This is a genomic window from Alterotamlana spongicola, assembly GCF_035818475.1.
Taxonomy (GTDB): domain Bacteria; phylum Bacteroidota; class Bacteroidia; order Flavobacteriales; family Flavobacteriaceae; genus Cognatitamlana.
The window spans coordinates 35,676-51,501 of the sequence record NZ_JAYMGV010000005.1; the positions used below are offsets into that span (position 1 = coordinate 35,676).

The 15,826-nt window shown below is 33.9% G+C and carries 11 protein-coding genes; 10 read left to right on the forward strand and 1 reads right to left on the reverse strand.

Annotation, left to right across the window (positions count from 1 at the left end; all coding sequences use genetic code 11):
* Nucleotides 1–143 precede the first annotated feature (143 nt).
* From uvrA to pheT, 7 genes are all read left to right on the forward strand, one after another.
* Nucleotides 144–2,981 (forward strand): excinuclease ABC subunit UvrA, encoded by a 2,838-nt coding sequence (gene uvrA, locus VOI54_RS16850; protein ID WP_326284355.1) that lies wholly within the window; start codon nt 144–146, stop codon nt 2,979–2,981.
* A gap of 39 nt (nt 2,982–3,020) precedes the next feature.
* Nucleotides 3,021–3,710, forward strand: coding sequence for an LOG family protein (locus tag VOI54_RS16855; protein ID WP_326284357.1), 690 nt, complete (start codon nt 3,021–3,023; stop codon nt 3,708–3,710).
* Nucleotides 3,711–3,886: 176 nt separating this feature from the next.
* A complete protein-coding gene (locus VOI54_RS16860) occupies nt 3,887–6,670 on the forward strand; it encodes a gluzincin family metallopeptidase (RefSeq protein ID WP_326284358.1) in 2,784 nt (927 codons plus the stop codon).
* A 168-nt stretch (nt 6,671–6,838) separates the two neighbouring features.
* Nucleotides 6,839–9,250, forward strand: coding sequence for an alpha-ketoacid dehydrogenase subunit alpha/beta (locus VOI54_RS16865; RefSeq protein WP_326284554.1), 2,412 nt, complete (start codon nt 6,839–6,841; stop codon nt 9,248–9,250).
* An 80-nt stretch (nt 9,251–9,330) separates the two neighbouring features.
* Entirely contained in the window at nt 9,331–9,804 is a 474-nt protein-coding gene (locus tag VOI54_RS16870; protein WP_326284360.1) for a hypothetical protein, read from the forward strand.
* Nucleotides 9,805–9,899: 95 nt separating this feature from the next.
* Complete coding sequence (locus VOI54_RS16875) at nt 9,900–10,391, forward strand: YdcF family protein (protein ID WP_326284361.1); 492 nt, start codon at nt 9,900–9,902, stop codon at nt 10,389–10,391.
* A gap of 187 nt (nt 10,392–10,578) precedes the next feature.
* The gene (gene pheT / locus VOI54_RS16880; RefSeq protein WP_326284363.1) at nt 10,579–13,005 is read left to right on the forward strand and encodes a phenylalanine--tRNA ligase subunit beta; all 2,427 of its coding nucleotides are present in this window, start codon (nt 10,579–10,581) and stop codon (nt 13,003–13,005) included.
* 1 nt (nt 13,006) lies between these two features.
* Here the strand turns inward: pheT and VOI54_RS16885 are convergent, their stop codons facing one another.
* Nucleotides 13,007–13,831, reverse strand: a complete 825-nt coding sequence (locus VOI54_RS16885; RefSeq protein WP_326284364.1) for a cyclase family protein — start codon at nt 13,829–13,831, stop codon at nt 13,007–13,009.
* Between the two features lie 154 nt (nt 13,832–13,985).
* Between VOI54_RS16885 and VOI54_RS16890 the strand changes: the two genes are divergently transcribed.
* From VOI54_RS16890 to VOI54_RS16900, 3 genes are all read left to right on the forward strand, one after another.
* Nucleotides 13,986–14,513, forward strand: coding sequence for a phage tail-like protein (locus VOI54_RS16890; RefSeq protein WP_326284366.1), 528 nt, complete (start codon nt 13,986–13,988; stop codon nt 14,511–14,513).
* Nucleotides 14,510–15,409, forward strand: a complete 900-nt coding sequence (locus VOI54_RS16895; RefSeq protein WP_326284368.1) for an arabinofuranosidase catalytic domain-containing protein — start codon at nt 14,510–14,512, stop codon at nt 15,407–15,409. The genes VOI54_RS16890 and VOI54_RS16895 overlap by 4 nt, the downstream gene beginning before the upstream one ends.
* 181 nt (nt 15,410–15,590) lie before the next feature.
* On the forward strand, nt 15,591–15,821 hold the full coding sequence (locus VOI54_RS16900) for a putative signal transducing protein (protein WP_326284370.1): 231 nt from the start codon (nt 15,591–15,593) through the stop codon (nt 15,819–15,821).
* Nucleotides 15,822–15,826: the final 5 nt, after the last annotated feature.

The following is a 15,826-nucleotide window of genomic DNA, read 5'->3' on the forward strand; positions in this document are numbered from 1 at the left end:
TTTTATACTAAACCAAAATACGTTAAAAAGCGAAAGAATTATAATTAACAATAGTCTTTCGCTTTACTTTTTACAATACTAATTGCTTTTAACATTTCTGAAAATTTAGTATCAAAATTGTACCTTTGCACTTTTGTAATTATATGAGCCGATACAACGATTTTATTGAAGTAAAAGGAGCACGAGTACACAACCTTAAAAACATTGATGTATCCATTCCCAGAGAAAAACTTGTAGTCATTACGGGTTTGTCAGGTAGCGGAAAATCGTCATTAGCCTTTGATACTATTTATGCAGAAGGGCAACGCAGGTATATAGAAACATTTTCTGCTTATGCCAGGCAGTTTTTAGGTGGCTTAGAACGCCCTGATGTGGATAAAATTGATGGACTCTCCCCCGTTATTGCTATTGAGCAAAAAACAACCAGTAAATCTCCCAGGTCTACAGTTGGTACCATTACAGAAATTTATGATTTCATGCGATTACTTTTTGCCCGAGCCAGTGATGCTTATAGTTATAATACGGGCGACAAAATGATCAGTTACAGTGATGAGCAAATAAAAGAACTTATCATTAGTGATTTTAAGGGAAAACGCATTAATGTTTTAGCTCCAGTTATTCGCTCCAGAAAAGGGCATTATCGCGAATTATTTGAACAGATTGCAAAACAAGGCTTTGTCAAGGTAAGAACTGACGGAGAGATTCGTGATATTATAAAAGGCATGAAACTGGACCGGTATAAGACCCATGATATAGAAATTGTAATCGACAGATTAGTTGTAGATGATACCGTTGACAATGACAAACGCTTAACAGAAACCATAAATACAGCCATGTACCATGGTGAAGATGTGCTTTTGGTTATTGACCAGGATACTAATGAAGCCCGATATTTTAGTAGAAGTTTAATGTGTCCAAGTTCTGGAATTTCATACCCTAATCCGGAACCTAATAACTTTTCTTTTAATTCTCCAAAAGGGGCCTGTAGCCACTGTAACGGTATTGGTACTTTATATCAAATTAATGAAAGTAAAATTATTCCGGATGATACACTCTCAATAAGTAATGGTGCATTAGCACCACATGGTCAGGAAAAAAACAGCTGGATTTTCAAACAGTTTGAAACCATTGCCCAGCGTTTCAATTTTAAACTATCCGATGCCTATAAAGACATACCTGCAGAAGCAAAACAGATGATTTTATATGGTGGAAACGATAAATTTTCAATTGAAAGTAAAACTTTAGGCGTTACCAGAGATTATAAAATAGATTTTGAAGGCGTTGCTAACTTTATTGAAAATCAATACAAAACAGCCGAATCTTCATCATTAAAACGCTGGGCAAAAGAATTCATGGATCAAGTTACTTGCCCGGTTTGTGAAGGTTCACGTTTAAAAAAGGAATCGCTATATTTTAAAATAAATGAAAAAAATATTGCAGACCTTGCAAATACAGATATTGTAGAATTAGCGGATTGGTTTTACAACTTACATGAACAACTTTCAGAAAAACAACTGAAAATAGCTGAAGAAATATTAAAAGAGATAAAATCCAGACTTCAGTTTTTATTGGATGTAGGTTTAGATTATTTAACCCTAAACAGAAGTTCCAAATCACTTTCCGGAGGAGAGGCGCAACGTATCAGGTTAGCCACCCAAATAGGTTCTCAATTGGTTGGTGTGCTTTATATATTGGATGAGCCCAGCATAGGTTTGCATCAACGTGATAATGAAAAACTGATAAACTCATTAGTGTCGCTGCGAGATATTGGTAACTCTGTTATTGTTGTGGAACATGATAAGGACATGATTGAACGTGCTGACTATATCATTGATATTGGTCCTAAAGCTGGCAAACATGGTGGTGATATTATTAGTATAGGAGGCCCTGACGAATTAAAATCTCACGATACCCTTACAGCTGATTATTTAAATGGCAATAAAGAAATTGCAGTACCCAAAGAACGACGTAGCGGAAATGGTAATTACATAGAATTAAAGGGATGTACCGGAAATAACTTAAAAAACGTATCAGTTAAAATTCCATTAGGAAAAATGATTGGTGTTACCGGTGTTTCAGGTAGTGGTAAGTCTACTTTAATTAATGAAACCTTGTACCCTATTTTAAACGCATATTACTTTAATGGGGTAAAAAAACCAATGCCCTATAAAAGCATAAAAGGCCTGGAGCACATTGATAAAGTTATAGATATCAATCAATCTCCTATTGGCAGAACACCAAGAAGCAATCCGGCAACTTACACCGGCACATTTAGTGAAATTAGGGCTTTGTTTGCAAAAATCCCTGAAGCTATGATTCGTGGTTACAAAGCAGGAAGATTTAGTTTCAATGTAAAAGGAGGGCGTTGTGAAACTTGTCAAGGTGGCGGATTACGAGTTATAGAAATGAATTTTTTGCCAGATGTGTATGTGGAATGTGAAACCTGCCAGGGCAAACGGTTCAATCGTGAAACATTAGAAATTCGTTATAAGGGAAAAAGCATCAGTGATGTATTAAATATGACCATTAACGAGGCCGTTACATTTTTTGAACATATTCCTAAAATCTATAATAAACTAAAAACCATAAAAGATGTTGGCCTGGGTTATATTACCCTTGGACAGCAAAGTACAACACTTTCTGGAGGTGAAGCACAACGTATTAAACTGGCTACAGAACTTTCAAAACGAGATACGGGAAATACATTTTATATACTGGATGAGCCTACTACAGGATTACACTTTGAAGATATACGTGTTTTGATGATCGTGTTAAATAAATTAGCAAACAAAGGAAATACGGTATTAATTATAGAACACAACCTGGATGTTATTAAAATGGTAGATCATATTATTGATATTGGTTATGAAGGCGGAAAAGGTGGCGGACAAATAATTGTAGAAGGTAGCCCTGAAGATATTATAAAACATAAAAAAAGTTATACTGCTAAATTTCTTAAAAAAGAATTACATTTAGATTAGCTAATTTGTATACTGTAACTTAGACTAAAAATTTAAAGCATGAGAAAGGAACAACATCATAAAGGATGGAATGAAATAAAGACCAATGATTCATGGGCCATATTCAAGATCATGGGCGAATTTGTTAATGGTTTTGAAAAAATGAGCAAAATAGGACCCTGTGTTTCTATTTTTGGTTCGGCCAGAACAAAGCCGGAAGATCAATACTACAAACTTGCAGAGCGTGTTGCCAAGGCTATTGTTGAAGCCGGATATGGTGTTATAACCGGTGGAGGCCCGGGAATCATGGAAGCTGGTAACAAAGGCGCACATTTAGGAGGCGGTACCTCTGTAGGCTTAAATATTGAACTTCCTTTTGAACAACATGACAATCCTTATATAGATGCTGATAAAAATTTAGATTTTGATTACTTTTTTGTTCGTAAGGTTATGTTTGTAAAGTATTCTCAGGGATTTGTTGTCATGCCCGGTGGTTTTGGGACACTTGATGAGTTATTTGAAGCAATGACACTTATACAGACCCATAAAATTGGAAAATTCCCAATTATTTTAGTCGGTACTGAGTTCTGGAAAGGCCTTATAGACTGGGTTAAAAAAACACTTTTAGATACATTTGGTAATATCAGTGCTAAAGACCTGGATCTTATTCATTTGGTTGATACTGAAGAAGAAGTTATTACCATTCTAGACAATTTTTATAAAAAATCTAACTTAAGTCCAAACTTCTAGTAGGTACTTAGCGCTTATATATAAAACTTAAACGACTTAGATACCCTAGCATAAATAAATTTTAAGCCACTATAATTTTATTATATTGCAACGCCTTACTTTGAGTTTAACCCTAATGCTATTCTATATTGAAGTTGCGTGTTTTTAATTGTATTGTTTTTCTTTCACTATGCTGCTTGAGCTTTAGTCAAAATAGAATTGACCTCAAGGCTGTGTTTGATATAGAAAACAAACAAGTTAAGATTTCGCAAACCATTCAATACCAAAATACAACATCAGACAAGCTTGATACTATTTATCTAAGTGATTGGAGTAATAGTTATTCTACTAAAAAAACACCATTGGCCATTAGAATGGCAGATGAATTTAAAAATGATTTTCATCTGGCTAAAAATGAAGACAGAGGTTTTACAGTAATAACAGCTTTAAAACAAAATGATCAGGATTTGACTTTTGAAAGACTTAAGAACCAAAGTGATATAGTAAAAGTTATACTTGCTGAACCTCTAGCCCCAAATGGAACCTACACGCTTAAACTGGAATACTTAGTCCAGTTACCAAGCGCTAAATTTACAAGCTATGGTATTACAGATACAGGCGATTTAAATCTAAGGTATTGGTATATCACACCGGCTGTTTATAACGGAGAATGGCAATATTATAGTAATAAGGATTTAGACGATTTATTCATTCCAAAGTCTGATGTTAGTTTAGAAATTGAATATCCAATAGCCTACAAATCAACTTCAGATTTGGATGTAGATAAAGAATCGCAAACACCTGATAAAAAGATAATTACACTAAAAGGAAAAGCTAGAAACTCCAATAAATTATTCTTAAATAAACAGTCTAAATTCAATACGATACAATCCGATAAAATAGCTATTGTTTCTGATATAAATGATGGTGGCCTGGAAGTTTTAGATAAGGTTCTAATCACAGAAAAAATAACAGATTTTGTATTAAATCATTTTGGGGAATACCCATACAAAAAACTTCTTTTATCCCAAATTGATTATGAAAAGGACCCTATTTATGGTTTAAACTTTTTGCCCAAATTCATAAAACCCTACCCTAGCAATTTTGAATATGAATTAAGGCTTTTAAAAATCACGATACATAACTATCTGGAAAACACACTCCTATTAAATCCAAGGAAGGAACAATGGTTATTTGATGGCATACAGATTTATTATGCCATGAAATACATAGATAAGCATTACCCGGATATGAAGTTTTTAGGTTCTATAGCTGATGTTTGGGGTGTAAGGTCATTTCATGCGGCAGATATGAAGTTTAATGATAAGTACGTATTGGCTTTTATGCTTATAGCCAGAACCAACAGGGATCAGGCATTAACCAAACAAAAAGACTCCCTTTTAAAATTTAATAAGAACATTGCCAGCAAATATAAAGCTGGTGTTGGTCTTAAATATTTGGATGATTTTGTAAATCATGATGTGGTTGAAAATGGAATAGAAAGCTTTATTCGTCAAAATAAATTAAAACAGACTTCAACCAAAGATTTTGAAAATCATTTAAAATCGTTAACAGATAAAAACATTGATTGGTTTTTTGAAGATTATCTAAGAACCCGAAAGAAAATAGATTTCAAAATTAAAAAAGTTATAAAAACAGAAGATTCAATTACCCTTACAATAAAGAATAAGCGAGATAATAATATGCCTGTTTCATTATATACACTAAATAATGATAGCATATTATCTAAGTATTGGGTAGAAAATATTTCAAAAAGCAAAACACTAACTATCCCCAGAAATGATGCCAATAAACTTGTTTTAAATTATAACAATACCATTCCTGAAATTAACCTAAGAGACAACTGGAAATCCTTAAAAGGTTTCTTCTTCAACAATAAACCTTTACAGTTCAGGCTTTTTAAAGATATTGAAGACCCCTATTATAATCAGGTTTTTTTAATGCCTCTTGCTGAATTTAACAATATTTACGACGGGGTTACATTAGGTGTAAAAGCATATAACAAAACTATTTTAAGAAAACTTTTTAATTATAAGATCTCAACGCGTTATGCTTTTGGGTCTAAATCCATAACAGGCTCACTTGCAGTTTCTAAAACACATTATTTAGAGAACAGTAATTTGTATTATATTAATTATGGCCTTGTAGGCAGTTACAATTCTTATGCAGAAGATTTATTTGTCAGAAGATTAACCCCTATTCTAACCTTTAAGTTTAGAGAGAATAATGATTTACGCTCAAATAAAAATAAAACACTAATCTTTAGGTATGTTGATATCCATAGAGACCGTGACATCAGTAATCTTTTAACCTCAAATGAACCTAATTACTCTATCTTTAATACACGTTACATACATTCAAACAACAACCTTATTAATTTTAACAGATGGGAAGCTGATTTTCAAATAAGTAAAAAGTTCAGTAAGCTATCATTTAATTACGAATACAGGCAACTATTTGAGAATAACAGGCAATTGAATCTAAGAGCATTTGCCGGAACGTTCTTAAGTAATAGTACAGAACCTGATTCTGATTACTTTAGCTTCGCCCTGGATAGACCTACAGATTATTTATTTGATTATAACTACCTGGGTAGATCGGAAACATCTGGTATCTTTAGTCAGCAATATATTCCTGCAGAGGGTGGATTCAAGTCAAAACTAGACCCGCCTTTTGCTAATCAATGGATTACAACCATTAATGCCAGTACAACATTATGGAAGTATATTTTACTATACGGCGATGTGGGGTATGTAAAAAATAAGTTTGAATCTCCAAAGTTTGTTTATGATTCTGGTATAAGAATCAATCTGGTAACTGATTATTTTGAAATATACTTTCCTATATATTCTAACCTTGGATGGGAAATTGGACAGCCACATTATAGCCAAAGCATTAGATTTATATTTACAGCAGACCCACAATCACTTTTAGGGCTTTTTAGAAGACGCTGGTTTTAATCTATTTTTAACTAATTATCATTGAAATATCATTTTTAATGATAATTATGTAATTTATCACTTAATTTTAACAAAATTTTGAATTTTTCGTAATCATTTAACACTTGCTTTAATTGCAAAAAAGGCAAACTTTAACTACTTTTGCAAGAGCTATTAAAGCGCTATTCTATGCAAACCATTCCCAATTTGAAAAACAACATTTCATTCGACGATTTTAAAGCAGAAGTACTAAACGACTACAAAATTGCTTTAATAAGCCGTGAATGTAGTTTACTAGGCAGACGAGAAGTACTTACTGGAAAAGCTAAGTTTGGTATTTTTGGTGATGGGAAGGAAGTTCCCCAGTTAGCTATGGCAAAAGCATTTATGAAAGGGGACTGGAGATCAGGATACTATCGTGACCAGACATTTATGATGGCTATAGGAGAACTATCTCCCGAACAATTCTTTTCCGGATTATATGCTAATACCAATTTAGAACTGGAACCTATGTCTGCAGGCCGGCAAATGGGAGGGCATTTTGTAACGCATAGTCTAAATGACAATGGCAGCTGGAAAAACCTTGCTCAACAATATAATTCAAGTGCAGACATCTCTCCTACTGCTTCCCAAATGCCTCGATTATTAGGTTTAGCACAAGCTTCAAAAATATTTAGAGATGTTAAAGGCATAAATACTACCAACTTCTCAAATAATGGTAATGAGGTAGCCTGGGGTACTATTGGAAATGCCAGTACAAGTGAAGGTTTATTTTTTGAAACCATTAATGCGGCTGGTGTATTACAAGTCCCAATGGTTGTTAGTGTTTGGGATGATGAATACGGGATATCTGTACATGCAAAACATCAAACAACAAAAGAAAACATATCGGAAATCTTAAAAGGGTTTCAACGTGATAAAGACCATAACGGTTTTGAGATTTTGAGAGTTAAAGGTTGGGATTATGCTAACTTAGTGGCTACATATCAGGAAGCGTCAGCTATTGCCAGAGAAGAGCATGTACCCGTTTTAATCCATGTACTGGAACTAACACAACCACAAGGGCATTCAACTTCAGGGTCACATGAACGTTATAAAAGCGGTGAACGCTTAGAATGGGAAGCAAACCATGACTGTAACGCAAAAATGCGCGAGTGGATTATTGAAAGCGGAATAGCGACAAATGAAGCTTTAATTGAAATTGAACGCACTACAAAACGTGATGTCAGACAAGCTAAAAACAATGCCTGGAATACTTTTTTAAAACCTATAAAAAAAGAACAACAGGAACTTATATCTATTTTAAAACAAATAATCCCTGTAAGCTCAAACGGTATCTTTATTTCAAAAATTCAAGAAAGTATTGCTAGTATCAGTGAACCTACCAGAAAGGACATTTTATCTCACGCCAGAAAGGCATTAAGATATATGATTGGGGAGTCTTTTGAAGAAAAGCAAAAACTAGAACATTGGATTAATACTATTTTTGAGCACGTTCAGCCCATGTTTAGTTCGCACCTGTATTCACAAACTCAAAACTCAAATACACGTATAAAGGAAGTAAAGCCAACTTACGATGATGATGTTGTACAAGTTGACGGGCGTATCATACTGAGAGATAATTTCGATGCCATTTTTAGTCATTATCCTGAAGCTTTGGTATTTGGAGAAGATACAGGAAATATTGGCGATGTTAACCAGGGATTAGAAGGCCTACAGGAAAAATATGGAGAGTTAAGAGTAGCAGATACCGGCATTAGAGAAGCTACCATAATAGGACAAGGTATTGGTATGGCTTTGCGTGGATTAAGACCAATTGCAGAGATTCAATATTTAGATTATATCCTTTATGCTATACAAATCATTAGTGATGATCTGGCTACAGTGCATTACAGAACCAAAGGCAAGCAAAAAGCGCCTTTAATTATTAGAACCCGTGGCCATAGACTTGAAGGCATTTGGCACTCGGGATCTCAAATGGGTGGTATTTTAAACTTAGTAAAAGGGGTTAACCTTCTGGTGCCTAGAAATATGGCTAAAGCAGCTGGTTTTTATAACACATTATTATTGGGAGATGATCCGGCTATTGTTGTAGAGTGTTTAAATGGTTACAGGTTAAAAGAAAGAATGCCTAACAACTTAGGAGATCTTAAAACACCTATTGGCTTAGTTGAAACTGTTAAAGAAGGAACAGATATAACCTTGGTGTCCTATGGTTCTACATTACGACTTGTTGAACAAACAGCTAAAGACCTTTTAGCAGTTGGAATTGATGTAGAAATCATTGATATTCAATCCTTAATACCATTTGATTTAAATCATGATATTGTAAAAAGCGTAGCCAAAACCAATAGATTGATGATTATTGATGAAGATGTACCTGGAGGAGCTTCTGCTTATATTTTAGATGAAATTATAAATAACCAAGATGCTTTTCAATATTTAGACAGTGCTCCAAAAACATTGACAGCTAAACCGCACAGGCCTGCTTATGGCAATGATGGTGACTATTTCTCAAAACCTTCAGCCGAAGATATCTTTGAAGCAATATACAATGTTATGCATGAAGTAAGTCCCGGTGACTATCCTAAACTAAGATAAAGTTCTTTTAAATAAATGATAAAAACCATGACTTGACGTCATGGTTTTTTTATATTTATTCCATAAATATATCTATTCCCATGAAAGCTGTTACTGTAAGAGAAATAAAAAAGGAACTAAACATGCTTTCTAACCAGGAACTACAAAACTTGTGCTTACGCTTATCAAGGTTCAAAGCAGAAAACAAGGAGTTGCTCACGTATTTACTTTTCGAATCTGAAAACGAAAACAGTTATATAGAAAGTGTAAAAAACTTTATGGATAACGAGTTTGAAATTATAAATGCAGATAGCTATTATTACATTAGGAAGAGTGTTAGAAAAATCCTGAGGCACGTCAAAAAGTTTATTCGTTATTCACAAAAAAAGGATACCGAAGTAGCACTTCTACTCTATTTCTGCGAAAAATTAAAAGACTTCAGTCCAAGCATTTCAAAAAGCACACAATTACAAAATACCTACAACAGACAAATCCTTTTAGCCAAAAAAGCAATTAGTACATTACATGAGGATTTACAATATGATTATAATCTTATATTGGAAGACCTGCAATAAACATATACATAAATCTAATTATTATTTATACTAAATCATATAGGTTTTAGTATATATAATGTACCTTGTTATTTATCTAAAAAAAGTATGGCAATATGGCTAACCGAATATTAATAGCTTTAGGTGCTCCAAATTCGCCATCAGGCATATTAAGTGAGATCTCTATAAGCAGGTTAGATTATGTTTTAAAACAATATAGCAAAGGTACCAAGGTACTTTGCACCGGTGGCTGGGGGCAACATTTTAATATTGCAGCTAATTCACATGCTTTTTATGCAAAACAATATTTAATTAAAAAAGGGGTTCGGGAAGAAGACTTTCTGGAGCCTGCACTCTCTCAAAATACTGTTGATGATGCTGTTAAAATAAAACCCATAATTTCAGGTGCCTTGAATCCCAAGCTTACAATAATCACTTCAGACTACCACCTGGAACGTGTGACGTTAATTTTTAAGGACATCCTAAAAGGTCACACAATAGGCTTTGTTGGAGTTTCAAGTCATTTAGACAAAAAAACAAGGGACTCACTTGTTAAACATGAGCAGAAAGCCATAAGAGCCATTCTTAAAAATGGATTATATTATTGAAAAACACTCTATTTTAATAATACTTTTAACTGTTTCAAAACAAAGAATATATTCACAACTATTAAATTAAACATATAATTTGCCTAATCAATAAATTATTTATGCCTTCACACCATAATTCACAATGCTTTGTTTGAATGGTTGGCGCAATATTTTATCTTTGTGCGATCAAATAGGATATTGATTTATGAAGATTTCATATAACTGGTTAAAGCAATTTTTAAAAACAGATTGGACACCAGAACAAACCAGCGAATTACTTACAGATTTAGGACTTGAAGTTGAAGGTTTAGAACCTTATCAATCTGTTAAAGGCGGATTAGAAGGTGTAGTAGTAGGAGAAGTGCTTACATGTGTGAAGCACCCCAATGCAGATAAGTTAAAAGTAACCACTGTAGATATTGGAGCAGATGCTCCTTTACAAATTGTTTGTGGCGCACCAAACGTGGCTGCCGGCCAAAAAGTTCCTGTTGCTACCATTGGAACCACTTTATATACAGAAGAAGGCGAATCTTGGACCATTAAAAAAGGGAAAATAAGAGGAGAAGAAAGCTTTGGTATGATCTGTGCCGAAGATGAGCTGGGCTTAGGAAAATCACATGATGGTATTCTTGTTTTAGATGATAGCATTAAGGCTGGTACTCTTGCAGCTGCTATTTTTGATATTGAAAATGATCATGTATTTGAAATTGGTTTAACACCAAACAGAGCAGATGCCATGAGCCATTTGGGAACGGCCCGCGACCTTAAAGCCGGATTGCTTCAAAAGGATATTATTTTAGAATTAATAACACCATCGGTTAGTGCTTTTCGTGTTGATAACCGTATGGTAAAAATTGATGTTGAAGTAAAAAACAAAGATTTAGCCCCCCGATATTGTGGTGTTACTATCACAGGACTTAAGGTTAAAGAATCCCCAGCCTGGTTACAACACAGATTAAAGGCTATTGGTTTAGCGCCAATTAATAATATTGTTGATGCCACTAATTATGTATTACATGATTTAGGTCAACCACTTCATGCTTTTGATGCTGTTAAAGTTTCGGGAAATAAAATTGAAGTTAAAACCCTGGAGGCTGGAACCAAATTTGTGACTTTAGATGGTGTTGAGCGTGAACTTCATGAAGATGATCTTATGATATGTGATGCTGAAAAACCAATGTGTATTGCCGGGGTATTTGGAGGAGAATATTCTGGAGTAACCGAAAACACAACCAGTATCTTCCTGGAAAGTGCTTATTTTAATCCGGTTAGTGTCCGTAAAACTGCCAAACGCCATGGACTGAACACCGATGCATCTTTTAGATTTGAACGTGGTATTGATCCTAATATTACAGAATACGCATTGAAACGTGCTGCTTTATTAATTCAAGAAATTGCAGGAGGAGAAATTACCAGTGATATCATTGATATTTACCCCAATAAAATTAAGGATTTTGAAGTTCGTTTAAGCTTTGAAAATGCTAAGAAGTTAATTGGCGAAGACATCCCAAGGGAAGTTATAAAAGGCATTTTGTCTTCTTTAGAGATCAAAGTAAATAATGTTACTGAAACTGGTCTTGGTTTAACCGTGCCGGCATATAGAAACGATGTACAGCGTGAAGCTGATATTATTGAAGAAATTCTAAGGGTTTATGGTTATAATAATATAAAAACAACGGAGAAGCTTAATGCTTCAATTTCTACAACATCGCGTTTTGAAGATTATAAAATTCAAAATATAATAGGAAACCAACTGGCCTCTCAGGGATTTTATGAAATTCTTTCAAACTCGCTTACAACTCCAAATTATACAACACTGAGTGCCCAATTAAAAGAAGAGCATAATATTAGTATACTTAACCCTTTAAGTAATGACCTGTCTGTTTTAAGGCAATCGTTATTATTTTCAGGTTTAGAATCCATTTCATTTAATATCAATAGAAAACGTGCTAATTTAAAATTCTTTGAATTTGGTAACACCTATCATAACTATGGTGAAAACCGTGAAGAATTGAAACACCTCTCTCTTTTTATTACAGGAAATCAAGCAGCTGAAAACTGGAATGAAAAAAGTAAAAAGAGTGACTTCTTTTTAATGAAAGGGTTTATCACTGCAATACTCGATCGATTAGGAATTTCAAGATTTACAGAATCTCCTATAAAAAATGATCTGTTTTCAGAAGGCATAACCATAGCTTTAGGCAAGAACAAGTTAGTCGATTTTGGCTTGATCAAAAAGCCTGTTTTAAAACATTTTGATATTGCCCAGGAGGTCATATTTGCAGATTTTAACTGGAACGCCATCTTAGAACTTATCAAACATAACAGCATTAAATTTAAAACCATTCCGAAATACCCGGAGGTTAGACGTGATTTTGCTTTGTTATTAGATGATCATGTAACTTTTGAATCTATTCATAAAATAGCAAAACAAACCGAAAAGCAATTGCTTAAAGCTATTAACCTGTTTGATGTTTATCAGGGCAAAAACCTTCCTAAAGGGAAAAAGAGTTATGCCGTTAGTTTTACATTACAAGATGAAAACAAAACACTTAACGACAAGCAAATAGATAAGATCATGAAAAAGCTTCAGGCCAACTTTGAAAAACAACTTGGAGCAGAATTACGATAAATTATTTGATGAGGGCTATAATTCTTAATGGCCCTCCACTACCCCCTTTAATTTTCATTGGCAAAGCTACTATCGTGAAATCGTTAGCGGGTAGTTTATCTAAGTTTGTTAAGTTTTCAAAAGCAGGTATGTTTTCTCCTAACAGTATAACATGACTTTCAAAATCTGAAGATTGCCCATAATCTATACTGGGAGTGTCAATACCTATAGAACTAATAGTCCTGTTTTTAACCAACCAACTGGCAGCTTTAGGATCTAAACCCGGGAAATGCAACTCTTTAACCGCTTCCTCTCCTCGCATGTCTGTCCCCAAATATTTTACCTTATCAGGATAGTACCTGGAAAAACCTGTTTCCAGTAAGACTATGCTTCTATCAGGAATTTGAGTATTGTTTTCCTTTTCCCAATTGAGGAGATCTTCAATACTCACCAAATACTCCGGATTATTCATAGCCCGCTCAGAAACATCAACCTTAATAGCTTTACCTATAAGATTTTCAACAGGTATTTGGTCTAAGGTTTGTCCGTGTCTGGCAAAGTGAATTGGAGCGTCAACGTGTGTACCTCCATGTTCTGCAGTTGAAAAATTATTAGCGGCATAAAAAAAGCCCTTCTCAGTTTCTCCATGAGCAACAACATCCATTTCAAATTCTTTTGCCGTTACCCAATAAATAGTTTCTTTGGAAAACTCATGAGTCAGATCTATTATTTGATTATACTCAAATATGGTATTGACACTATCTGATACGTTATTTTTTTCAGTGTTGTTTTGACACGCTATAAAAGCAAATACACTTAATAAAATTCCATTTTTTATAAGTCTCATAATACCGGGTTTAAATTGTAATACATACTAATTAAAGCAAATAAATTTAACATAAGGTAAATAATTTAAAATTAAACAAACTTAATAGGTTGGATTTACACATTTTATAAAATGAGTTAGTACATTTATTTTATTAAAAATAAATACACACTTAATGAGATTGTTAAGCCTCAAAAAAGAACTGCTTTTTTTAATGCTTTTTTCTTATGTTGTTAATGTGTTCTCTCAGGTACCCGAATCTGATGAACTTATGGTTATCCATAAGGTAACAACATCCGATATGAACGCTATAATCACCCCTTTTCAAGGCAGTATTGTTTATAATACTGATCATGACAGTATGTTTATATATGATGGTGGTCAATGGCTCAGGTTGGTCACAAAGAAAGAATTAATAACCTCATTAACCGGAGATTATACTTTGGAACTAAAGGATAACGGAACTGTACTTGCTTTTGATAGCCCAAACCCGGCTACTTTAACAGTTCCATTAAACTTACCTATAGGATTTAATGTTAGCCTGTATCAAATTGGAGATGGTGAAATAACTATTGAAGGTGATACCGGAGTCACAATAAAAAACAGGCTCTCACGGTTTAAAACAGCCGGTAAGGATGCCGGTGTAGGCATTATATCTACAGCGTTAAACACTTTTCATATAACAGGGGATTTATCAAAATGAATAAGATATTTGTTTTATGGGTGTTTATTCTTTTGGGACTACAAACAAACAGTCAAATTAGTCATTATAACCAATACCCAACTTTTAGCTTGCATCATATTTTAGATGACAAACTTGAAAACATCAGCTTTGCTCTTTCATTAAGAGTACTTGTCTCAGATTACAATGGTCCCATTATCCGCTTAAGAAGAGCAAATGACAATCTTGAAGAAGATTTTTTCGCCGACTCCTCAAATGACATTGTTGACCTGAATGCTATTGATGCCTGGCGTAATGGCAATGCTGTTTTTGTTGTTAGATGGTATGATCAAAGCGGACTTAATAGAGATGCCATTCAAACTGACCTAAGCAGGCAACCTCCATTTACTTCAGACCCAATCATGCCCTATATTCAAGGTGATGGTAGATCTGACAGATTAGATGTTCTTACCAGTATTCAATTATTAACAAATGCAGGAGCAAACGGTACGGTTTTGTCTGTAATGTCTGTAACCAGAAGACAGCAGAACTCTTTTGGAGTTTTGAATCAAAGAAATCGTTGGTCTGTCCATGCTAACTGGGGTAATGGTAGTCTTTATTTTGATCCGGGAATGTGTTGTAATAATCCAAGACAATTCAATAACAATGATTTTACAAACAAATTTGCTCATTATACATTTATAAGAGCCACTAACTCAGTTACTGTAAGGCTAAACAACGTTCAAAAACTCTCTGGTAATTACACGAGATCAAGATGCACCCTGAATAATAATTTTGGAATATTTTATGCAAACGGTTTGAATTCAAGGCTTCATTCAAATATGAAACTATCGGAGTTTATCATGTATAGTACAGATATTCCCAATACGGTATATGAAGATATAGAAAAAGATAGCATACTATGCTGGGAATTATAACGGTGTCATGTTTTGTAACAAATCATAAAGGCTTCAAAACTGTCAAACAGAACGTATTTAAAAAACCAGAATAACACTTTAAAAAAGACGAGGGGTTACTTTTAAAAATATCAAAAATCATTTTCGGAATTAAAAATAAAATTTTGTATCTTTAAGAGAGAACCTTAAAACCCATTTTGCTATGTCAAACTATGTAAAAGTCTTTACGGGAAATTTTATTGAAGTACAACGTATTTTTAACGAGCTTGAAAAACTAGGGGTTTGCGCTGTAATAAAAGATGAATCAGAATCCGGTCGGTTAGCCGGTTTCGGCTCTTCAATTCAGGGCTTTCAGGAAATACATGTTCATAAAGATGAACTTAATAAAACCCAATCCCTTCTAAAAAAGATTACAACAGAATTACAGGAATAATTTGA

Excerpts from the sequence above, each read along its gene's own strand:
- VOI54_RS16855 (WP_326284357.1), top strand. The coding sequence starts at position 3,021 with ATGAGAAAGGAACAACATCATAAAGGATGGAATGAAATAAAGACCAAT.
- VOI54_RS16865 (WP_326284554.1), top strand. The coding sequence starts at position 6,839 with ATGCAAACCATTCCCAATTTGAAAAACAACATTTCATTCGACGATTTT.
- VOI54_RS16870 (WP_326284360.1), top strand. The coding sequence starts at position 9,331 with ATGAAAGCTGTTACTGTAAGAGAAATAAAAAAGGAACTAAACATGCTT.
- VOI54_RS16900 (WP_326284370.1), top strand. The coding sequence starts at position 15,591 with ATGTCAAACTATGTAAAAGTCTTTACGGGAAATTTTATTGAAGTACAA.
- VOI54_RS16875 (WP_326284361.1), top strand. The coding sequence starts at position 9,900 with ATGGCTAACCGAATATTAATAGCTTTAGGTGCTCCAAATTCGCCATCA.
- uvrA (WP_326284355.1), top strand. The coding sequence starts at position 144 with ATGAGCCGATACAACGATTTTATTGAAGTAAAAGGAGCACGAGTACAC.
- VOI54_RS16885 (WP_326284364.1), bottom strand. The coding sequence starts at position 13,831 with ATGAGACTTATAAAAAATGGAATTTTATTAAGTGTATTTGCTTTTATA.
- VOI54_RS16895 (WP_326284368.1), top strand. The coding sequence starts at position 14,510 with ATGAATAAGATATTTGTTTTATGGGTGTTTATTCTTTTGGGACTACAA.
- VOI54_RS16890 (WP_326284366.1), top strand. The coding sequence starts at position 13,986 with ATGAGATTGTTAAGCCTCAAAAAAGAACTGCTTTTTTTAATGCTTTTT.
- pheT (WP_326284363.1), top strand. The coding sequence starts at position 10,579 with ATGAAGATTTCATATAACTGGTTAAAGCAATTTTTAAAAACAGATTGG.